The following is a 20,569-nucleotide window of genomic DNA, read 5'->3' on the forward strand; positions in this document are numbered from 1 at the left end:
AGGATAGCATATGAAACGGCTGACGCGCGCCGAGCAAAAGGCACTTCGGCCCACCCAAATTCTTGAAGCAGCATTCCTGGAATTCGTGGAACGCGGCTTCGCGACGGCGAGAGTAGAAGATATCGCAGAGCGCGTTGGCGTAACGAAAGGCACTGTCTACGTCTATTTCCCGACCAAGGAAGAGCTTTTCGCAGCAATGATCCGCTATACGGCTTCGCCACTCGATGATCTGGTGGCGGAGAGCCGTGAGTTGAAAGGCACATGCCCCGAGCGGCTGATTGCGATGTTGCATCTGCTTTACAAACGGCTTCTGGACGACAAGAGGCTTCGTCAGCTTCTAAGGTTTGTCATTTCGGAAGGCACACGCTTTCCCCAGGTCATCGCCACGCACCACGATGATCTGATCGCGCCAATCCTGGCCTGCATACAGTCCATCCTGGACGAGGGTGTAACCAATGGCGAGTTTGTCGGAGGCCCGCGGGCCACGGCGCGCATCGTTTTTGCTCCTCTCGTCGCAATAGCTGTCGATACACTGGTCCACGGTGATAGCCGCGAACTGGAGGTGCCCGACTTCATGGCGGCCCATCTTGACCTCGTGATGGGCAGTCTTCTGGTCCGAAATCAGGACCGTTGAACGCCTGACGTGCTTTTCGAAAAAGTCTTGGCAAAATAAATTAAACGGACGTTGCATTTATTTTTTTGAAGTGTAACCTGATGCGGCATCCCTTCATTGGTTGAGGAGGCCAAGAGGGCGAGGCGGCATCGGTGGACGATTTGCGTCGTGCCGAGGCATGTCCGCCTCATCTCCCGACATAAGGGCGACATGGCAATCTGGAGGAATTCATGAATATTGTTAAAAAATTAGACGGGATGGACGTCATTTTCCGCAAGGCGGCACCGCTTGAAAAATCGGCCTATCCCGGCCTTCAGGAACGTAGCTACGTCCTGAAAAAGGGTAGCGTTCACCTTGAGGGCGGAATGCCGCTCCAAGCGGATATTCGCGTCGATCAGGATGTCGCCGTAACCATGCGCGACGGTGTGAAGATCCGTGTGGATGTGTATCGTCCAGTCGAGGACGGAAACTACCCCGCCATCATGGGCTGGAGCCCTTACGGCAAACGCGGCAGCGTTATCGGCAACGGTGGATTTGGCCACCCGACCCGCATGGATGTTCCTCTGGAGTGGGAAGACGGGCTGAACAAGTTCGAGGCACCAAATCCGGGCTACTGGGTTGCAAATGGCTATGTCGTTCTGGCACCGGACAGCCGTGGTGCCTTCAACTCGGAAGGCGATATTCATGCCTGGGGCCGTCAGGAGCCGGAAGATGAATATGACCTGATCGAATGGGCTGGCAAGCAGGACTGGTCAAACGGCAAGGTCGGCCTGACGGGCAACTCGATGCTTGCCATGTCCCAGTGGTTTGTCGCCGGCATGAAACCGCCGCATCTTGGAGCAATCGCGCCGTGGGAGGGTGCTTCCGACATCTACCGCGATACGGCATGCCGGGGTGGTATTCCCGAGCGGCTTTTCTCCAACGGTATTTTCAGCCGCCTCTGCGGCAATAATTTGCTGGAAGACATCCCGGCAATGACCGAAGCTCATCCTTTGCTGGACAAGTACTGGCAAACAAAGGTCTCGCCGGTCGAGAAGATCGATGTGCCAGCCTACATCGTGGCCTCCTGGACAAATCTCCTGCACACCGAAGGCAGCTTCCGCGGCTGGTCGTCTATTGCCTCGGAGAACAAGTGGCTGCGGGTGCACAATACCCATGAATGGACGGACTATTACAACCCCGCCAATGTGGAGGACCTCCGCCGCTTCTTTGACCGCTATCTGAAGGGCGTCGAGAATGGCTGGGAAGCAACCCCGCCTGTCAGGCTGAGCGTCTTCGATCCTGGTAATGGCGATATCGTCAATCGCAGCGAAGCGGAGTTCCCGCTGAAGCGCGAGCAGGTCAAGCCGTTGCACCTTGGACTGAAGGATGGCAAGCCAGCCCTTCTGCATGAGGCGCAGGCCGAAGCGACGTCGGTTTCCTATGATGTCACAGAACGGGAAGGTGTCAGCTTCTTTGTCACGTTTGACGAAACGACGGAACTGACCGGCTACTTCAATCTCAAGCTTTGGGTGGAAGCGGCTGGCAATGACGACATGGACATTTTCGCCTTTGTTCGCAAGCGTGACCGCGACGGCAAGATTCAGGAGTGCCCAGTCGTTACCGACAGAACTCATGTCGGACCGAATGGCCGGTTGAGAGTGTCCCTGCGCGCGACCAATGCGCAGAAGTCCACGGAGTTGAAGCCCCATATGGACTTCGACCAACAGGAGAAGCTCAAGCCGGGCGAAATCGTCCCTGTCGATATCGGCTTCTGGCCCTATGGAATTCGTTGGCAACCGGGCGAAACGCTTGAACTCGTCATCACCGCGACCGATCTACTGGTGCGGCCGGAGTTCCCGCAGATTCCGCCCATTCCGACGATCAACAAGGGCCGCCACATCATCCACTTCGGTGGAAAGTACCCGTCCCGATTGCTGGTGCCACACATTCCTGGCGCGTAACTGAACTGCCGCCCAGCAGAACTGCTCGGCACTGGCGACAAAAAAGCCAGTGCCGAAGACAGCCGACGAGCCGTCGCCATACGGCTTTTCAGGCACATGGGCACATATTTGCAATACCGGATTATTTGTTCGCCTGTCAGCAGACTGAACGGCATATGCGTCACTGCCTGCGGCAGTGCGGCAGCAGTTGTTTGTACTGTAATTGACAGAGCCATTCCACCGTGCGGCGGCGGCAACGCGCCACGCCGTGCGTGATCCATATGCGGGCATAACCATTCAAACCATTGAAAGGATGTCAGTTTGGCCTTTATCAAAGCTGCATTGAAGAAACGCGTGCCTGATCTATACGCATCGGCACCGCTGAGAGTTGAAACGCTCCCGCCAGCTCCGGGATTTCCAAATGGCGCGGCTATGGTGTTCCCGGTGGGCATCAGAGACGTCGAGGCGCTGGTTCGTTGGGCGAATGAGAAGGATGTTGCGCTTTATCCCGTTTCAAGCTCGACCCCCATCTCCTGTCCTCCACCGACCGCGGACCCGCGGCCACTTGTGATCGTCAACATGGCCCGCAACAACAGGCTGATCCATGCAGACGAAGAAAATCGGATTGCGGTCATTGAGGCCGGAGTGACGTTTGGCGAGATCGACGGACTTCTGAGACCCTACGGGCTTCGGGCTTTCAAGCCGCTGCTTCCACAGGCGCAAAAATCCGTTCTGGCCAGCTATCTCGACCGGGAGCCAATCACCAGCCCCTATAACCAGTGGGATTCCAGCGATCCACTCGCGGCACTCGAGGTTGTCTTCGGCTGCGGCGAGCGGTTTCGCACGGGTGGCGGTGCAGCACCGGGTGAGCTTGAAGACAATCTCAAGAGCGGGCTGCGCCAGATGATTTCCAGCGGCCCACAAGTGACCGATTTCACGCGGGTCTTACAGGGGTCTCAAGGCTCTCTGGGAATTGTCAGCTGGGGCTCTGCCTATTGTGAGCCAATTCCTGCTATGGAACGAATGGTCCTTGTCGGATCTGATCGTCTCGCTCCCCTGGTAGAGCTCGCCTATCGCACGACCTGGCGGCGAACCAGCTGCCAGATCTTGATCGTCAATGCGCGACAACTTGACCTGATGGGCTCTGTCATTGCCAAGGGTGGAGCATCCACCGGCGATCGGGCAAGCAATTGGCTCCTTTTGTGCAACATCACCTCTTCTCCGTATTTCCCTGAGGAGAGTCAATCGGTGGCGATTGCCGACTTCACAAGCGATGCCGAGGCACAGGGCTTGACCGTCAGCGAAAGTGTGAACGGTTTGTCGGGTGCGGAACTTCAGTCGCTTCTCCACTCAACGTCGCGACAGGATTACAAGGCGGCCCGTGGTGCCTATGAGAACCTTTTCTGTCTCAGCCAGCTCGACAAGGTGGACGCACTTCTGGGCGGAGCGGACGATCGCAATCGTCCGGCCATCTACATTCAGCCGATGATCCATGGCGTCTGCTGTCATGTCGAGGCGATCTTTACGGACGCACAGTTCGGGGACAGGCGCAGGGAAAAGCGCGATGAGGTCGCAGAGGGCTGGGCCCAGCGAGGAGCGTTCTTCAGCCGGCCTTATGACAGCTGGGGAAAACTGGCCTTCAAGGCAGATCCCGGTGCGCTCAAAAGCATCGGGGAGATCAAGTCCGTCCTCGATCCGAGAGATATCATGACGCCAGGTCGGTTCAGTTAGTCATTCAGTCAATGAAGGGGGAGGCAACTTTGACTTTACAAGATCGCCGTGAATTTGCCGAGCGTTGCGAGAGATGCAACAGCTGTCGTTGGGTACCGGCCGCCACCAGCGCGCGCCACGCGTCAACCTGTCCGAGCGTAGACTATGGGAAATTCCATAGCTACGGCGGTGCGGGTAAGAGCATGATCGCTTATGCCCTAGCGGAGGGCAGACAGGTGACCGCGACCGAGGAATTGACGCGGAGTATTTTTGCCTGCAGCGCCTGCGGCGCCTGCGATACTGCGTGTAAATGGAATCACCAGGACCTGGTTGATCCCTTGGATACAATCTATGCGCTTCGTCAGAAGATGGTGGAGGACGGCAAGGCCCCGGATGTTCACAGTCAGGCCATGCAATCGGTTCGAGCCCATGGCAACCGTTTCGGCAAAGCCGCGAGTGAGCGTTTCGCCTGGGCCAAGGGCATGGAGTTGCCCGATGCGCGCAGCCAACAGTGTGAAACCCTCCTGCATATCGGTTGCGAAAATGCTTTCGACGATGCTTTGCACGAGGAACTGCGTGCGGCAGTCAGGCTGCTGCGTGCAGGCGGCGTGAGCTTTGGCGTTCTCTATGACGACGAAGTGGACTGCGGCGGGTATGCCTTCGACATAGGGCAGCAAAAAGAGGCCGCCAGATCGGCACAAGCACTGGCGAATGCCATCAAGGCCACTGGCGCAAAGAGACTTGTGACATGTTCCGCGGCAAGCTTTTCCTCGATCCGAAATATCTGGCCGCGTCTTGGTGTCAGTCTGGAGGGTTTCGAGGTCCAGCATTTCTCGCAATGCGCGGATGACTTACGTGATGGCGGACTGCTGTCAAAAGGTCTGAGCGCAAGGTCAGGCGCGGTAGCCTATCATGACGGGTGCAGATTGGGTCGGTTGTCGGAAGCCTACACCGCATGGTCTGGTAAACGCGTAAAGCACAATCAGGTCGAACACTTCGATCCACCCCGCAAGGTGCTTTTCGGTAACGACGGAGTTTACGATCCTCCGCGCCGTCTCATTGCCGCAACCGGTGCGGATCTCGCCGAAATGCCCCGCAGCCGACAGTTTGCCTATTGTTGCGGCGCGCTGGGCGGTGGCAAGGAAGCCTACCCCGACTTCGCCCGTCATGCGGCCGTCGAAGTGCTGCAGGAAGCGATCGATAGCGGCGCGCAGACCCTTGTCAGCGGATGCGGTGCCTGCACCGCCCATCTGCGTGCGATTGCCGACCAGGAAAATCTCGGCATTTCGGTCGAAGGCCTGGCCTCGTTCATTTCCGAGGGTACGGAAGGGCAAGCGGAGGTGAGTAAATGAAAACGCCTCTCGACAGGTCTGTCTACAAAGAGCTTGAGAGCATCGTCGGCGCGCCAAACCTCAGCGAGGATGACGGCATCGTGCTTGGCTATGCATGGAACGGGCTGGCTGCAGATCCCGGCAGGAACCGCCTGTCGGAAGTCTGGCCGAGCGCGATTATCATGCCGGGCTCAACCGAAGAGGTTCAGGCGATCGTCAAATGCTGCGTGCGCAACAAGCTGCGCTTCCGGGCTCTCAGCACAGGGGTCTGGTCGATGAATGCCAGCCCCGGCCAATATCTCATTCTCGACCTCAGACGCATGAACCGTTGCGAGATCGATGCAAAGAACCAGATGGCGATCATCGAGCCCTATGTGACGGCGCTACAGCTTCAAAACGCAGCACTGAGAGAGGGGCTGACGTGTCACATCGTGGGAGCAGGGCCTCCACACTCGCCGCTTGCCTCGGCAACGTCCGTTGCTGGTATTGGCGTTTCGGGCGCGACGACAGGCGTGAATTACCGCAATCTTCTTGCGCTGGAATGGGTCACTCCCGAAGGTGAAATCAAGCGGATAGGGTCGAGCGGTTCAGATGTTGGATGGTTCAATGGGGAAGGCCCCGGACCCGGCTTTCGTGGAATGATCCGCGGAGACAACGGCGCCTATGGCGGCATCGGTGTCTTCACCAAGATCGGGTTCAAGCTGCATCCCTGGAAAGATGAAGCAAAGCCGGTGAAAGTATCGGGCGCGCATCCACAACTGGGCGCGCCATTGTCCGAGCGCCAGCGATTCTACCATCTCGTATGGGATGACTGGGAGAAAGGGGCAGAAGCGGCTATCATTCTCAACAAGTCGCGCGTTGCTGATTTCTGGCTACGCATTCCCCCATCAGGTATCGGCACGGTGCTGACCGCTGATAACGGCGAGTATTTGAGGCGGAAAGCGAATGGGACTTTGCCCGTGGCCGCGCGCGACGAAAACACGTGTCACTGGTCTGTGCTCACCCTTGCGACGTCGGACGCTGAAATGCGTTACAAGGAGCGGGTCATGGCGAAAATCATAGCCGATACCGGTGCGAAAGTGATCGAGATGCCAAAGGAAGAGTACGAGGTGCTTATCCGCAACCTCGTGACCTCGACCTATGTGCTGCGCGTCTGGCGTCCGACTTTTGGCAGTATCACCAGCATTGGTGGACTGGATAACTTCCGGATGATGCCAAAGATGATGGAGGCAGCCGAGAAGCTTCTGGAGAAGGATGCCAAGAAAGGTCATTTCGTATCGGCAGATGCGGTGTGGACCTGGGCGAATGAGAGCCGCCATATGTGGGCGGAAAACGTACCGGTCTATTCCACCCAGGACAGGAAAGCTTCTGCCGCAGCGATGGCCTATTTCGTGCGGATGACCGTCCTCTTGAGCACAAAGCCGTTCGGAATGAACGGCTTTGCGATCGGGCCGGTGGCTGATCTTGCCGGTGGCGGTTACGGTCGCTCCAACGAATGGATGCGCAAGATCAAGAACGGTTACGATCCCAAAGGACTGTCGATCGGGCAGCACTATGTCTTCAACAAGCAGGGACCGCTCAGTACAACGGGTTGGAGGTTGCTGGGCAAGCTTATCGGTGCCAGATATTTTCAGCCAATCCTGAAGTTCGTAATCCTTCAAATGCTGAAAAGAACTAGAAACTGAGGCGTTTCGACGTCAGTCACAACGCCTGGGTCAAGCAGATAGCTGATGCTCTGACAGAAATGTTGCCCAAGAACAAAGCCCGGTTCAGGATGATGTCCTGAGCCGGGCTTACCTGTTCCTGGTTACAGTCTGGGAGCGTAAAATCATCTCGCTGGACAGGCATTTAGCCGGCCGGCATGAGGCCTTTCCTTTTCAAATGGAAGCGCGCCGCCGGATTTGAATTCTTCCGCGCACATATTCTCGGTGAGGGGCTGTCCTCGAAAGCTTCTGTCGAGCCAATCGCTTTTATCGATGCGAAAAGATGCGCTCCATTCGGATACTCAGTCGTAATCAGGAGATGTCACAGCATTTTCCACGCCTGACGGTGTCACCTCAAAATGAAAATGGCGCGGCATTCAATGAATGCCGCGCCATATGAGGATCTGCTCGATTGGTGATCAGGGTATATTGGGTGTCGACAGGCCCATGGTGGTACCGATATCGAAGACGAGTCCGGCATAGAAGGTCCAGCCATCTTCCATCTTCTTGTGTGAGATCTCTGCCATGAAAGGCGCGTTTGGATTTATGACGTAGGCCGCTCCGAATTCGAAGAAGCCTGCGCCGATGCCGGTGCGCGCGTGAACGCCAAGCTGGAACGTGTCCTTGGACTGTGTGCCCGTTCCAAAGTTGAAACGTCTAGCATTGGTTTCGTAGGCGGCCCGTTCTTCACTCAAGCCAATATAGTGAACGGTGGCGCCGACGGTGGTGAAGGGGTTTTCCTTCCAGAACCCGCTATATTCAACGCCCGCATAGGCTTCAAGCGGATAGGACTGTCCATCCCCGAATGTGTAGAATGCGCCGCCGAACAGCGCAATATTTTCAGGAAAGGGTGTGCCGTCCGGTTGGCTCCAGATGACCTTGCGCGCCTGGGCAAACACGCCGTTCGTGCCGTCGTCATGCTCGATTACAATCTGGCCAGGTCCAAAGGTCGGATTGCCTGGTCCACGTCCATAGAGGGCATCTTCGTAGTCCGCCGAGCGGCGGTAGGCGCCAATTTCATAATTGAACGGCTTGTCACCGTCCTTGAAGCTCTCCCGCTGGGCAAGATGCATGACCGCTGTGTAGCCTTGGGACGAGCCCTTGCCCCAATCCCATCCCGAACCGGTTTGCCAGTTTTCTGGGTTGTCTTCCGTCAACGCCGCGCCGAGCGAGATGTTGGGAGCGATATTATATCCAATGCGGCCACCCCACTGGGCAACAGAGTTGCCAGGTCCATTTACAACCAGCGCCCGGGTCTGCGCGAGGCAGCCCATGCCCGCACAGAATTCAGACCGGAAAAACTCCGGCCAGATGTTCATGCGTCCCGCTTCGACTTCAAGCTTGTTGTCAAAGAAGTTACCCTGAAGCGTCAGGCGTGTAAGGTCGGATCTTGTATCGATGTAGGGGTAGGTGGCGTAGAAAGAGTTGCCGACATCGAGGAAATAGGTATCGGCGCTATGGTCGGCAATGTTGACTGTCTCGACGAAATTGACCCGAAACATATCGGAGATATGATAGGTGGTATTGAAGATCAAAAAGCCGGCGTTCAGAAAATCGCCGCCGCCGCTGAAACCGAAATTTGGCGTATTTGCAAACAGGTCGATATAGTGAATGCGAATATCGAAACCAGCGTCCTGGAGATCCTTGCCGATGGTTGACAGCTCCCGCGGCGGGCCCTTTGAAGCAGGTGTTGCGAGAACTTCGGGTGCCTCGTCGGTTTCGGCCAGAGCCGGTGCTGCAGCTGCCAACAGTGCGACCGATGTCGCAAGCAGACCGAGCGTTCGAATAGATGCCTTCATATAAATCCTCCTCCTTAATTCGATGTCGTTCTTTAAAAAATGTGCAAAGATTCCCGCCCCGTCGCTGATCAGCGGCGCGGATATTCCCCTTTTACTGTCGCGGTGGATTCCCTCCTGCAGACGCGTTCCATCCCTCCGGCGGAACTCACCAGAATGCGTTCTTCACCGCATCAACCAAGCAGCGCTTGGATGCAAATAGTTGCCATAGGGACGGCATGACCCACGGACATTGCTGGATCACTGTCGTCATTAATCGTGTTGATTTCCCCCTCCAGAAAGCCTGTCGCCCCTCCGCGACTGCCGCCTTAGCCTTGCTTAGGGCCGCTTTCCTGCCAGATCCTCGCGAGCAAGGAACGTAACTGTCGGCGTTCCGCAGGCGTCAGACGGTGAAATGTCTCGTTTTCTCTTTCTGCCACCAGCGCCAGCCATCTTGCCCCTTCCTCCTCGCCCTTGACCGTGGCGAAAAGACGCTGAACACGCTGATCGGAACGATCCGATTCACGCAGGAAAAACCCGCGCTGCTCCAACTCTGCAAGGACAGGGACGATATTTGCTCTTTGCATACCAAGTGCACGACAGATTTCCGCCGCGCTGATGCCGGGTGTCTCGATAATGCTAAGCAGCACACTCATCGCCACCGGGCGGGCATTCACGGCTTCCAACGCCGCCACTGCTCCCAGCAGGTCGAATACAGAGGCGCGCCGAAGGTTGTAGCCGATCAGGTCGTCGAGTCGACGGACGCATACCTCGCGGGTCTCAACCTGGTCGTTCTGGTTTGTCAAAGACATGCAGGGCTCCTCCCCATCACTCTCTAAGTTTCATCAATAAAGTTATGTTTACCAATAGTCAATCCGCTATACTTCATAGCAATAAATTCAAGTAAGTAGTTTTATATGAAATTCTAATATTGATACTGGTTATTCATGCGCAATGTCTGCATAAGTATTCTCTTTCATATTATTTACTGATGCCGATCGGTTGTTTTCAAGAATTCGATGTGTTCACGGACATCTTCGAAAGACCGGACCGGATTCAAAAGGCTGTTCATAAACAGGACGCCGCCCACGCGCGCGACGTTCCCGGTGCCTTGCGCGCACATCCTGGGAAGCTGTCGTCGCCTCAGGCGAAAAGGCTTCTGTTGAGCCGCCACGATTCTCCGCACGCGGCTTGCGAGCGAACCCGTCGACCTACGGGCCTGTGTTCTATCGAGGGCCATCAAAAGTTCTTCTGACCCCATCGCTACGCTGCTCGTGCTAGGTCTGATGGTGCCAATGCTGAGACGCTGTGCCTTGCAGCTCAGTTCAGCGGCTTCCAACGATGCCGAGTATGCTTATGGACCTGTCGAAGATAAAAACGCTCATCGATTTTGTGGGACGATCAAATGTCAGCGAATTGACGGTCACCCACAGGGACGTGACCGTTCGAATTTTTCGCAACGCAAATGACGTCGCCGCTGCGACCGTTGACGCAGGTCCTGAGATATCAGGTGGCGCAGAGGGTGCGACATCCGAACGGCCAAGCCCTACCACGGCTGTACGAGCACCGATTTTTGGCGTTTTGCATCGCGCCTCCGCGCCGGGAGAGGCTCCCTTTGTGGAAACGGGAGATCACGTCAACAAGGGCGATACGCTCTTCATCGTCGAAGCAATGAAGGTTTTCAATAAAATCGCCGCTCCGTGCGCCGGGCGTATTACCCTTCTGACCGATATAGATGGCGGTGAGGTTGACGCCGACGATCTGCTCGCGGAGATCGCGTGATGGCGGCAGGTTTTAACGAAGCAGGGGCACTTTTCGATACCGTTCTTATCGCCAATCGTGGTGAGATCGCGCTACGCATACGGCGAGCCTGCCATGAACTCGGCCTGAAAACGGTCGCCATATGCTCTGAGGCAGACAGGCAGGCCTTGCATGAGGAGACTGCCGATACGTTTCTCTGTATCGGCCCGGCAAATGCCACGAAAAGCTACCTCAACAAGGATGCCATATTGCTGGCCGCGCGCTTGACCGGCGCTGGCGCAATTCACCCCGGTTACGGCTTTCTGTCGGAAAATGCGGCATTCGCTGAAGCGACCGAGAATGCGGGCCTTGTTTTCATTGGTCCGGATGTGAAGTCTATCGCAACGATGGGCGACAAGATTGCCGCCAAGCGCACCATGATTGCCGCGGGCGTGCCATGTGTTCCCGGTCCCGATACGGCACTTCCAGATGACCCGGAAACGATTGAACGGATCGCGCAGGAGATCGGATATCCCGTGATTATCAAGGCGGCCGGCGGCGGCGGCGGACGCGGTATGCGCGTGGTGCATCAGCCTGACGCACTTCGGGAAGCCTTTGCCTTGACGCGTGAGGAGGCGCGACAGGCCTTTGGTTCTGCCGCACTCTACATGGAGAAGTTCCTAGAGCGCCCTCGTCACATCGAGATACAGGTTCTGTGTGATACCCACGGTAATGCCGTCTGGCTCGGTCATCGCGACTGTTCGATGCAGCGGCGTCACCAGAAGGTCGTTGAGGAAGCGCCTGCACCCGGCATTCCCGACGAGATCATTCAACCGGTGGGGCTTGCCTGTGTGGAAGCCTGCCGGCAAATCGGCTACCGCGGCGTGGGCACATTCGAATTCCTGTATGAAGACGGGCGTTTCTGTTTCATCGAGATGAATACCCGATTGCAGGTCGAGCATCCGGTCACCGAGATGACGAGCGGTATCGACATCGTCCAAGCGCAGATCAAATCCGCACAAGGAAAGCATCTAGAGCTGCGGCAGGAGGACGTAACCTGCAACGGTCACTCCTTCGAATGCCGCATCAACGCCGAGGACCCTGACACGTTCTTGCCGTCGGCTGGTTCGGTGACACATGTATCCTGGCCGGAAGGCGAAGGGATACGTGTCGATACCCATATCCATGAAGGATATCGCGTTTCACCCTATTACGATTCCCTTATTGCCAAGCTGATCGTGCACGCACCGACACGACACGACGCGATTTCCCGTATGCGCGGCGCGCTTGCCGAGGCTCGCGTCGAGGGAATATCCACCAATCTCCCGCTGTTGAGGGCGCTGTTCGAGGATGCGGCCTTTGCCAAAGGCGAAACGGATATTCATTATCTCGAACAGTGGCTGACGACATGGAGAGCAGCATGAGCAGGCTCGATTTTACCGATCCGGCCACGCTTGCAGCCTTGACGGATATGTTGACGGCGTCAGGTGTCGATGGGCTGGAGATCGCCACACCGGATGCCCAGGTGAAGCTGGTCGTTTCCGCCCGGCGAGCCGCCGCGATACCGGCTTCAACCTCCCCCGCTGGACCAACCGCGATTGCCTCCAACTTTACGGTAAAGGCACCGATAGCCGGTCATTTTCACGTCGCGTCTCATGGTGAGGAGGCATACCCGCTTCCCGTAGCCGTCGATACAGTGATCGGCTTTATCGGTGTCGGCCATGTTCTTGTGCCGGTGCCCGCCGGTCGTGCGGGTTTGCTGACAGGCCGATTTGCCGAGCACGGCAAGCTGGTCGGTTTTGGTGATCCCCTGTTCGAAATCGAGCTACAGCCATGATTGCCCCGCACAGCATTCCTTTACAACGTCAAGTTATTCAGCCCGCAGTCAAGGGGCAGGCGCGCGTATCCTTCATCGGTTCGCGTTCGTTCCTGCTGGAAGCGCCCGGTGAATTTGACCTGACAGCCCAGCGTTGGATTTGGGCGTTGTCGCAAACCGTTGGGACGTGGGCGGAGGTTTCGGAAGTTATTCCGGGCATGACGAACATCCTTACAATATTGAAGGAAACGCCGGAGAACCCGGATATTGTTGTCGGCAGATTGCTGGATGCGTGGGACACTGCCCACAGTGTCGACCTTGCAGGAAAAACGGTGGAGATACCCGTCCATTACGGCGGCGAGCACGCGACCGACCTGGCAGCCCTTTGCGATTTTTCAGGCTTGAGCGACCGCGAAGTGGTGCGCATCCATCATGAGGCGACCTATCGAGTTTTTGCGCTCGGCAGTGCGCCGGGCTTCGGGTACCTGCACGGGCTTGATCGGCGCATCCATATGCCGCGAAAAAAAGTGCCCTCGATCAGGATGGAAAGAGGTTGCGTCACGATTGGCGGAATGCAGACAGGCGTCGCCATGCTGACCGGTCCAAACGGGTGGAATTCAATCGGCTATGCGGACTTGCAGATGTTTAATCCTGCCGCCAATCAACCGGCCCTTCTGGCTCCTGGCGATACGATCCGCTTCATCCCTGCGAGGATAGAGCTATGATCGAGATCATTCAAACCGGCCCGTTCAACACTGTTCAGGACCTGGGTCGGCCAGGTTTTCGCGATATTGGCGTCACCGCCGGTGGGGCTATGGACCCGGTTGCGGTTCGTGCCGCCAACATATTGGTCGGAAACGGAATAGAGGCCGCTGTCATTGAGGTCCAGACCTTTCCCTTCACACTGCGTTTTTCTGTGCCCACTGTGTTTGCCGTTGCCGGCGCCGACAATTTACCGCTGCTGGACGGAAAGCAACTCCTGCCATGGTGCGCGCATCTGGCAAAAGAAGGCGCCGTTCTGGAGCTACAGCAGCCACCGAAACTTGCCCGCTCCTATATTGCGGTGGCCGGTGGCGTGGATGTGCCGGTCTTGATGGGCTCGCGCAGCACAGCTCTCCGCGGCAATTTCGGCGGTCATGATGGACGGCCTCTGACCAAGGGTGACAAGCTGGAAACTGGGGAGCTTGTCGATCCTGCGCCGCTCCCGGTCAACGGTCTTGCCGTAGTGCCGCCCTCCAGTGCTTTGTCTGACCTGTTTCCGCCGATTGTGGATGGGGTTTTGCAGGTTCGGGCCATTCCAGCCGGGGAGCACCAACTTTTTGCGGCTGATGGCGAAGCTTTCTGGGGTCAGACCTGGCGGATTTCCTCACGCAGCGACCGAACCGGTTACCGGCTTACCGGAGACCCGATCACGCCGACTGAGACCATCGAAATGCGCTCTCACGGTGTAGTTCCGGGGGTGGTCCAAGTTCCGCCGGGTGGCGAACCAATCATTCAGATGAGTGATGCGAACACCGCGGGTGGTTATCCGAAAATTGCAGGCGTGATCGAGGCCGATCTCTGGCGGCTGGGTCAGGCGCGTGCAGGCGGCAAAATCAGGTTCGTCAGGTCGAGCCATGAGGAAGCGCGGCGGCTGGAGCAGGCGTTGGCGCTGTACATAAACGATATCCGACAAACCGTACCAATGGTCAAACGCGCGCTCAAAGCGATGGCCTGAGAGAGGGGAGAGCGTTGTGAAAATCAATCTCAATTCCGACATGGGTGAAGGATTCGGCCCTTATCGGCTATGCGACGACGAAGCGATGATGAAGCTCGTTTCTTCCGCAAATATTGCCTGTGGTTTCCATGGTGGCGATCCGGATACCATGGCGCGCATGGTGCGCCTGGCCAAACAGAACGGGGTCGGCATTGGCGCGCATCCCGGCCTCCCGGACCGCGCAGGTTTCGGACGCCGAGAATTTCCCTATCAGCCGGATGAGTTGAGACAGCAGATGCTCTATCAGCTCGGCGCTCTGACCGCGATTGCCAGAAGCGAAGGCGCGGACGTCGAGCATTTCAGTTTCCACGCGGCAATGGGCAACATGGTCAATCGCGACCCGGCCCTTGCCGACATGATGATGAACGCAATATTTGCCGTCGATCCCAAGCTTGTCATCTTCGTAACGGCGGACAGCGAAATAGAGCGGGCTGCAAAACGCGCCGGTTTGAAAACGCTGGCTCTGTTTCTTGCCGACCGCGCCTATGATGCAAAGGGCAGTCTTGTTGCGCGCGGTCTGCCTGGCGCATTGATAAAGGACGAAGCATCGGTGCGGGCCCGTGTTCGCCGCTTTCTCAACGAGGGAACGGTCGAGGCTATCGATGGCACCATCATCTCCATGCCTGCCCGATCCATCCTCGTTCACAGCGACACTCCTGGTTCACTGGAGCTTACCGGTATCGTCCGCAGCGAAATCCTGGCCGCGAATGCGACGCTCGCGTCCGCCTCGGAACTTGCATCTTGACGGGCCTCGCTGGCCCTATTTTCCTGTTTTACTGAAAGATTACGCCAATGCTTTCTACCGCCGAGCGATTGAAAAACGTCTCTATCTCCGCTTCCGCCGCCATGACGCAGCGTGCCAGAGAACTGGCCGCGCAAGGCATCAAGGTGGTCAGCCTTTCGTCAGGCGAACCGGATTTTCCAACGCCCGCGCATGCGACAGAGGCCGCGCATGAGGCAGCTCTCGGCGGGCAGACCAAGTACCCGCCCATGGATGGCACGCCCGCGATTAAGGCCGCGATCGCGAGAAAGTTCAAGCGCGACAACAATCTGACCTATGATGCCAGCCAGATTGTCGTATCTGGTGGTGGCAAACAGGTGATCTTCAACGCGATGCTTGCCACCTGTAACCCGGGCGATGAGGTGGTCATCCCAACCCCGTCCTGGGTCAGCTACGCGGATATTGTTAAATTTGCAGGAGGTGTCCCCGTTCCGGTTCCCTGCTTTGAAAAGACGGGTTTCAAGCTTCGTCCAGAGGAACTCGAGGCAGCGATAACCCCCCGCACGAAATGGCTTTTCCTGAATTTCCCGAACAATCCGACGGGTGCGGCCTGCTCGAGGGTCGAGATGGCGGCAATTGCTGAAGTGATGTTGCGCCATCCGCATGTCTGGGTCCTGACGGACGATATTTACGAACATCTCGTCTATGATGGCTTCGAATTCGGCACGATAGCCGATGTTGAGCCGCGTCTCTACGACCGCGTATTGACGATGAACGGCGTATCCAAAGCCTATGCTATGACAGGGTGGCGTCTGGGCTATTGCGCCAGCGGGTCAAGGGAGTTGATTTCCGCCATCAGCAATGTGAACGGCCAGAACAGTGGTGGCATCGCCACCGTTTCTCAGGCCGCAGCAATTGCCGCACTGGACGGACCGCAGGATTTGCTGAAGGAGCGGGCCGCGATCTATCGCGAGCGCCGTGATTTCGTTTTGGGCAAGCTTGCCGAAATCGATGGACTGCGCTGCCACAAGCCGGAGGGTGCGTTTTACCTCTACCCGAACATGTCCGGCCTCATCGGCAAGACCACGAAGGGCGGACGCAAGATCGAAAGTGACGTCGATTTCGTTATGGCGCTCGTGGATGAGCATCACGTGGCCACCGTCCAAGGCGCCGCCTATGGCATGAGCCCGTATTTCCGTATCTCCTACGCGACGAGCTTGGAAATGCTCAACGAGGGATGCGCGCGCATTGCTCAGTTCTGCAAGGACATGCGTTGATCGACGAGCTGTCCACCGGCTCGCCAACCGGGCCGGTGGACTTTGTCAGAGCTTCAAATTTTCCGTCAGTTCAACAAGAATATCCTTAACGGCGAAGGCCGGTTCAGACAGCGAATTCTGGTCGGACGTGCATAGCGAAAGGGTCTCCTCGATCCGGGGAGACAGGAGGCGGCAGACGAGAGGTTCGCTCGTTTCCGAAACGATCCGGTCGGCAATCGCTTTTGGCATGATCGTCGCTCCCAGGCCGCTGGCGACAGCCCGGCCCAGCGTTCGGACGATCTCCACTTCCGCAACGACCTTGAGAGTGACGCGGCTTCGCGTGAAAGCCATGTCCACCGCACGACGCACGAAGTTGTAGGCGGGCGGCATCAACATCGGCACGCCATCCAGCGCCGCAATCGGTACCGGTTTTGTATCCGCCTCGACAGCGAAATCACGATGCGCGATGAGATAGAATTCTTCGCTGAGCAGCGGCTCGAAACGCACGCCTTTGATGGGCCCGACGCCGTGTATCAGCGCCAGTTCCAGACGGCCGTTCATGATCATCTGGCTGTAGGTCTGCCCAACGCTTTCGGTCAGATGAATAAGAATGCCGGGATGGCGTTTTCGCGTTTCCGCAAGAAGGTCGACCGAGAGCGTCGCAGCACTGCTAAAGGGCACAAGTCCTACCGAAACGCGTCCTGCAATGGAATTTCCAGCCGCCGCGGCGTCGATCTGTGCCTGTTCCATCTGCCGCAATATGATTTGCGCATGGCGATAAACGGCATGACCGGCGTCGGTCATGGTAACGCCCTGCTGGCTGCGGATCAAAAGCTTTTGGCCGAAATGCTCTTCCAGCGCTGCAAGCTGCTGACTGAGCGCCGGTTGGGCGAGATGCAAAATGTCGGCGGCACGTGTGATGCTGCCGCTGTCCACGATGACTATGAAGGATTTTAAGCGTCTGATGTCCATGATGATTTGGCTACTTTCTGTGCAGCAGAGCTTATAGCCTAATGCAAGTTTTGCAATCGAACTCATTTGCGGATGTAAGCGGTGTTGTTCTGCGACCGGCTGCGATGTGCGGGCAAAACAGCCAGCCAACAGCGTCCATAAAACTTACTTATTACCTCAAAAGTAATCGGTCTTAGGCAAGCAGGAAAAGCTCCGCTAATGTCCTGACAACAAAAAAAGGGGATCAGAATGTCTTTCTCCGATTACAAGACCGCATTGGTCACCGGCGCTTCATCCGGTATCGGCGCAGCAGTCGTAGAGCGGCTCCGCCGTGAAAATATCGAAGTCCATGCCATCGCTCGCAGCGCCGATGCCTTGAACGAACTGGCCGAGCGCACGGGCTGCATCTCTCATGCCATAGATGTGACGGACCGAGCCGCTGTGAGCCAGCTTGTCAGCAAGGTGCAGTTCGACATTCTGGTAAACAACGCGGGTGTCGACAGACCGAAAAAATTTCTTCAGGCCGATGCGGAGGACATCGATCTTCTCGTCGACGTAAATCTTCGCGCGGTTCTGCACCTTTGCCGTCTGGTTGTTCCGGGCATGGTGAACCGCGATCGCGGCCATGTCGTCAACATCTCGTCCATTGCGGGAAATTACAATTTCGGCGGCAACTCCACCTATCACGTGGTCAAAGCGGGTGTCGCCATGCTGTCGAACCAGTTGCGCATCGACGCCTTCGGCAAGCGTGTTCGCGTCACCGAGATTTGTCCTGGTCGCGTCGCAACGGATATTTTCAACCACGTCCATGGAAACGATCCAAGCGTGCGTGAGCGCTTCATTGACGGCTTTGAGCTGCCGACGGCCCAGGACATCGCCGATGCGATTGCATTCGCGATTGCCGCACCGGTCGCCGTGAATATCGGGCATATGGAAATCACCCCGACATTGCAGGTCATGGGCGGTTTGCAAACCACCAAGCCACAGGACGTTTTGGCGGCTGAAGCGGCGAAGGAGCAAAAGCCGTGAGCGGCTTTGATCTTTCAGCGATCCTCAGCAATCCCGAATATATCGGAATGCTGGTCCACGGCCTTCAGATGACTTTCATCATTTTTTTCGGCTCGTGGACGTTGGCCATGGCGCTGGCGCTCATTCTTCTTTGCATCCGGTTTTCGCCCTACCGGTTCGGTGATCGCCTCGTCGCAGCCTATGTTTCGTACCACCGCAATGTGCCGACGCTGGTGCAACTGATGCTATGGTATTTCGGTATCTTCACCCTGCTGCCCTCCGGTCTCACCAACTGGCTGATCGATCACAATGCCGAAGCGATTTTCGCGATCCTTGGCCTCGGCCTGTGCCAGGCGGCCTATTTTAGTGAGGATCTGCGCTCCGGGCTTCGCTCCGTCGGACCCGGCCAGATGGAGGCGGCCAAGGCGTTGGGCCATGGTTATCTGTCGGCCATGCGCTTTATCATCATGCCCCAGGGTGTACGCAACGCGCTGCCACCGCTCATCAACCACACCGTTTCTCTGTTCAAAAACAGCTCTCTCGCGCTGGTGATCGGTGCGTCCGAACTGACCCATGCGGTCAAGGAGATTGAGAATCTCAGCTTTCAGACATTTGAAATCTATCTGGTCGGAACGGTGCTTTACCTTGCCATCTCGTTGCTGATCATGGCGGCCGGTGCTTATGTTTCGATGCGGCTCGACCCGGTCTGGAGGGCGCGCGCATGATAAGCGAAATCATCACTATCATCCATGACTATTGGTTGCTGCTGCTGATCGGCCAATATCCGAACGGACCGCTTGGCGGGCTGGCAAATACCATCATCCTTTCCGCTCTTGCCATCGCTTTCGCCTTTCCGGTCAGCATCCTCATGGCTCTTGCGCGCCTGTCGAAATGGCGACTGCTGCGGTGGCCGGTTACGGCATTGGTCTACGTCACCCGAGGCGTACCGTTGCTGATGCTCATCCTGTGGACCTACTTCCTCATTCCACTTTGGACGGGTGCAGATGTGCCCAGCTTCATGATCATGCTGGTAACGCTGGTCGTCTACCAGGGCGCGTTTCTCAGCGAAGTTGTCAGAGCCGGTATCGTCGCGCTCGGTGCCGGGCAGATGGATGCAGCACGAGCTCTAGGCCACAGCTATCTTGGCGCGATGCGCTTCATTATCCTGCCGCAGGCGCTCTACAATATGATCCCGAGCATGATTTCGACCTTCGTTGCGACCATCAAGGACACGACGCTCGGTTACGTCATCAACGTGCCAGACCTGACGTTTGCGGCAAGCCAAGTCAACAACCAGCTTCTGACGCAGCCATTCCAGGTCTTTGTCATTCTCGCGGTCGTTTACTACGCCATCTGCTGGAGCCTGACCTATCTGGCCAATTCGTTCGAGCGCCGCATTTCCAAGCGCCGCGCGGGCGTCGTTGCCCGCTCGCCGCAGATAGCTGTGGCTCAGGCCAAAATCATCACGGAGCAGCCATGACCACAACAGCACCCTCGACACAGCAGACCATCCGCATCTCGAATGTCTGCAAGAGCTATGGCGATTATCAGGTTTTGAAGAATGTCGATGCCGAAGTGGCCCGCGGCGAAGTCGTGGTCATCTGCGGCCCGTCAGGTTCCGGAAAGTCCACATTGATCCGCACGGTCAACCGACTGGAGGAGATCAGCAGCGGCTCGATAACGTTGGATGGGCAGGATATTCATGCTGCGACGAAGACGAGGGAACTCAACCTCTTGCGCAGTCGCGTCGGTTTCGTGTTCCAGAGCTTCAACCTCTTCCCGCATCTATCGGTTCTCGAGAACATCACAATTTCCCCGGTCCGCGTCAAAGGTGTTGCCCCTGATGTCGCTCGCGACAAGGCGCTGAAGCTTCTGGATCGCGTCGGTCTGTCCGACAAGGCAGGCGCCTACCCCGGTCAACTGTCCGGCGGTCAGCAACAGCGCGTGGCGATCGCCCGCGCGCTCGCTATGGAACCTCCCGTGATGTTGTTCGACGAGCCGACAAGCGCGCTCGATCCGGAAATGGTTGGCGAAGTGCTGGCCGTCATGAAGGGGCTGGCCGCTGAAGGCATGACCATGCTGTGCGTCACGCACGAAATGGGCTTTGCACGCGAAGTTGCGGACCGCATCTGGTTCATAGATGCCGGTGAAATCATCGAAAAAGCGACACCGGAAGAGTTTTTCAACACACCACGCCATCCGCGCGCGCAGCGGTTCCTTTCCGATCTGCGCCACTGATACCAAGCAAAAACATAAGAGGAGAACGA

The 20,569-nt window shown here is 57.1% G+C and carries 19 protein-coding genes; 16 read left to right on the forward strand and 3 right to left on the reverse strand.

Translation table 11 applies throughout. The features are described 5' to 3' along the window. Positions 1-10 precede the first annotated feature (10 nt). The 5 genes from ASF69_RS19985 (at position 11) to ASF69_RS20005 (ending at position 7,261) form a co-directional block, all read left to right on the forward strand. Positions 11-634: a TetR/AcrR family transcriptional regulator gene (locus ASF69_RS19985; RefSeq protein WP_062590034.1), complete on the forward strand. Its 624-nt coding sequence runs from the start codon at positions 11-13 to the stop codon at positions 632-634. A gap of 209 nt (positions 635-843) precedes the next feature. Next, positions 844-2,556, forward strand: a complete 1,713-nt coding sequence (locus ASF69_RS19990; protein ID WP_082469798.1) for a CocE/NonD family hydrolase — start codon at positions 844-846, stop codon at positions 2,554-2,556. A gap of 300 nt (positions 2,557-2,856) precedes the next feature. Further along, positions 2,857-4,266 carry an FAD-binding protein gene (locus ASF69_RS19995; protein WP_062590036.1) on the forward strand — a complete coding sequence of 470 codons (1,410 nt, stop codon included), beginning with the start codon at positions 2,857-2,859 and terminating at the stop codon, positions 4,264-4,266. A 317-nt stretch (positions 4,267-4,583) separates the two neighbouring features. After that, positions 4,584-5,597, forward strand: a complete 1,014-nt coding sequence (locus ASF69_RS20000; RefSeq protein ID WP_162238100.1) for a (Fe-S)-binding protein — start codon at positions 4,584-4,586, stop codon at positions 5,595-5,597. Next, on the forward strand, positions 5,594-7,261 hold the full coding sequence (locus ASF69_RS20005; RefSeq protein ID WP_062590038.1) for an FAD-binding oxidoreductase: 1,668 nt from the start codon (positions 5,594-5,596) through the stop codon (positions 7,259-7,261). The genes ASF69_RS20000 and ASF69_RS20005 overlap by 4 nt, the downstream gene beginning before the upstream one ends. Before the next feature lie 437 nt (positions 7,262-7,698). On the opposite strand, the gene ASF69_RS20010 is transcribed toward ASF69_RS20005, so the two are convergent. Further along, positions 7,699-9,078: a carbohydrate porin gene (locus ASF69_RS20010; protein ID WP_062590039.1), complete on the reverse strand. Its 1,380-nt coding sequence runs from the start codon at positions 9,076-9,078 to the stop codon at positions 7,699-7,701. 305 nt (positions 9,079-9,383) lie between these two features. After that, positions 9,384-9,866 carry a MarR family transcriptional regulator gene (locus ASF69_RS20015; RefSeq protein WP_062590040.1) on the reverse strand — a complete coding sequence of 161 codons (483 nt, stop codon included), beginning with the start codon at positions 9,864-9,866 and terminating at the stop codon, positions 9,384-9,386. A 544-nt stretch (positions 9,867-10,410) separates the two neighbouring features. On the opposite strand from ASF69_RS20015, the gene ASF69_RS20020 reads away from it, so the two are divergent. Genes ASF69_RS20020 through ASF69_RS20050 form a run of 7 tightly spaced genes read left to right on the forward strand, consistent with a single transcriptional unit; the run spans position 10,411 to position 16,364 of the window. Continuing rightward, positions 10,411-10,836, forward strand: coding sequence for an acetyl-CoA carboxylase biotin carboxyl carrier protein subunit (locus ASF69_RS20020; RefSeq protein ID WP_062590041.1), 426 nt, complete (start codon positions 10,411-10,413; stop codon positions 10,834-10,836). Continuing rightward, positions 10,836-12,218: an acetyl-CoA carboxylase biotin carboxylase subunit gene (gene accC, locus ASF69_RS20025; protein WP_062590042.1), complete on the forward strand. Its 1,383-nt coding sequence runs from the start codon at positions 10,836-10,838 to the stop codon at positions 12,216-12,218. The genes ASF69_RS20020 and accC overlap by 1 nt, the downstream gene beginning before the upstream one ends. Continuing rightward, positions 12,215-12,631 (forward strand): hypothetical protein, encoded by a 417-nt coding sequence (locus ASF69_RS20030; protein ID WP_062590043.1) that lies wholly within the window; start codon positions 12,215-12,217, stop codon positions 12,629-12,631. The genes accC and ASF69_RS20030 overlap by 4 nt, the downstream gene beginning before the upstream one ends. Then, positions 12,628-13,335 (forward strand): 5-oxoprolinase subunit PxpB, encoded by a 708-nt coding sequence (gene pxpB / locus ASF69_RS20035; protein ID WP_062590044.1) that lies wholly within the window; start codon positions 12,628-12,630, stop codon positions 13,333-13,335. The genes ASF69_RS20030 and pxpB overlap by 4 nt, the downstream gene beginning before the upstream one ends. Then, the gene (locus ASF69_RS20040) at positions 13,332-14,327 is read left to right on the forward strand and encodes a biotin-dependent carboxyltransferase family protein (RefSeq protein WP_062590045.1); all 996 of its coding nucleotides are present in this window, start codon (positions 13,332-13,334) and stop codon (positions 14,325-14,327) included. Before pxpB ends, ASF69_RS20040 begins: the two co-directional genes overlap by 4 nt. Before the next feature lie 16 nt (positions 14,328-14,343). Beyond that, a complete protein-coding gene (locus ASF69_RS20045; protein ID WP_062590046.1) occupies positions 14,344-15,111 on the forward strand; it encodes a 5-oxoprolinase subunit PxpA in 768 nt (255 codons plus the stop codon). A 47-nt stretch (positions 15,112-15,158) separates the two neighbouring features. Next, on the forward strand, positions 15,159-16,364 hold the full coding sequence (locus tag ASF69_RS20050; RefSeq protein WP_062590047.1) for a pyridoxal phosphate-dependent aminotransferase: 1,206 nt from the start codon (positions 15,159-15,161) through the stop codon (positions 16,362-16,364). 45 nt (positions 16,365-16,409) lie between these two features. Here the strand turns inward: ASF69_RS20050 and nac are convergent, their stop codons facing one another. Next, on the reverse strand, positions 16,410-17,315 hold the full coding sequence (nac, locus tag ASF69_RS20055; protein WP_062590198.1) for a nitrogen assimilation transcriptional regulator NAC: 906 nt from the start codon (positions 17,313-17,315) through the stop codon (positions 16,410-16,412). A 228-nt stretch (positions 17,316-17,543) separates the two neighbouring features. Between nac and ASF69_RS20060 the strand changes: the two genes are divergently transcribed. From ASF69_RS20060 to ASF69_RS20075, 4 genes are read left to right on the forward strand one after another with little or no spacing between them, the layout of a single operon-like run. Beyond that, positions 17,544-18,323, forward strand: a complete 780-nt coding sequence (locus tag ASF69_RS20060; protein WP_062590048.1) for an SDR family oxidoreductase — start codon at positions 17,544-17,546, stop codon at positions 18,321-18,323. Further along, positions 18,320-19,027 (forward strand): amino acid ABC transporter permease, encoded by a 708-nt coding sequence (locus ASF69_RS20065; RefSeq protein WP_062590049.1) that lies wholly within the window; start codon positions 18,320-18,322, stop codon positions 19,025-19,027. The genes ASF69_RS20060 and ASF69_RS20065 overlap by 4 nt, the downstream gene beginning before the upstream one ends. Beyond that, positions 19,024-19,782: an amino acid ABC transporter permease gene (locus ASF69_RS20070; protein ID WP_062590050.1), complete on the forward strand. Its 759-nt coding sequence runs from the start codon at positions 19,024-19,026 to the stop codon at positions 19,780-19,782. Before ASF69_RS20065 ends, ASF69_RS20070 begins: the two co-directional genes overlap by 4 nt. Further along, complete coding sequence (locus tag ASF69_RS20075) at positions 19,779-20,540, forward strand: amino acid ABC transporter ATP-binding protein (RefSeq protein ID WP_062590051.1); 762 nt, start codon at positions 19,779-19,781, stop codon at positions 20,538-20,540. Before ASF69_RS20070 ends, ASF69_RS20075 begins: the two co-directional genes overlap by 4 nt. Positions 20,541-20,569: the final 29 nt, after the last annotated feature.

Origin of the sequence: Rhizobium sp. Leaf311, from assembly GCF_001423445.1 — a bacterium.
Taxonomy (GTDB): domain Bacteria; phylum Pseudomonadota; class Alphaproteobacteria; order Rhizobiales; family Rhizobiaceae; genus Agrobacterium.

Bases quoted from the DNA above. Each gene is read 5' to 3' on its own strand.
- ASF69_RS19985 (WP_062590034.1), top strand. From the start codon at position 11: ATGAAACGGCTGACGCGCGCCGAGCAAAAGGCACTTCGGCCCACCCAA.
- ASF69_RS19990 (WP_082469798.1), top strand. From the start codon at position 844: ATGAATATTGTTAAAAAATTAGACGGGATGGACGTCATTTTCCGCAAG.
- ASF69_RS20005 (WP_062590038.1), top strand. From the start codon at position 5,594: ATGAAAACGCCTCTCGACAGGTCTGTCTACAAAGAGCTTGAGAGCATC.
- ASF69_RS20010 (WP_062590039.1), bottom strand. From the start codon at position 9,078: ATGAAGGCATCTATTCGAACGCTCGGTCTGCTTGCGACATCGGTCGCA.
- ASF69_RS20015 (WP_062590040.1), bottom strand. From the start codon at position 9,866: ATGTCTTTGACAAACCAGAACGACCAGGTTGAGACCCGCGAGGTATGC.
- ASF69_RS20020 (WP_062590041.1), top strand. From the start codon at position 10,411: ATGGACCTGTCGAAGATAAAAACGCTCATCGATTTTGTGGGACGATCA.
- accC (WP_062590042.1), top strand. From the start codon at position 10,836: ATGGCGGCAGGTTTTAACGAAGCAGGGGCACTTTTCGATACCGTTCTT.
- ASF69_RS20030 (WP_062590043.1), top strand. From the start codon at position 12,215: ATGAGCAGGCTCGATTTTACCGATCCGGCCACGCTTGCAGCCTTGACG.
- pxpB (WP_062590044.1), top strand. From the start codon at position 12,628: ATGATTGCCCCGCACAGCATTCCTTTACAACGTCAAGTTATTCAGCCC.
- ASF69_RS20040 (WP_062590045.1), top strand. From the start codon at position 13,332: ATGATCGAGATCATTCAAACCGGCCCGTTCAACACTGTTCAGGACCTG.
- ASF69_RS20050 (WP_062590047.1), top strand. From the start codon at position 15,159: ATGCTTTCTACCGCCGAGCGATTGAAAAACGTCTCTATCTCCGCTTCC.
- nac (WP_062590198.1), bottom strand. From the start codon at position 17,315: ATGGACATCAGACGCTTAAAATCCTTCATAGTCATCGTGGACAGCGGC.
- ASF69_RS20060 (WP_062590048.1), top strand. From the start codon at position 17,544: ATGTCTTTCTCCGATTACAAGACCGCATTGGTCACCGGCGCTTCATCC.
- ASF69_RS20070 (WP_062590050.1), top strand. From the start codon at position 19,024: ATGATAAGCGAAATCATCACTATCATCCATGACTATTGGTTGCTGCTG.
- ASF69_RS20075 (WP_062590051.1), top strand. From the start codon at position 19,779: ATGACCACAACAGCACCCTCGACACAGCAGACCATCCGCATCTCGAAT.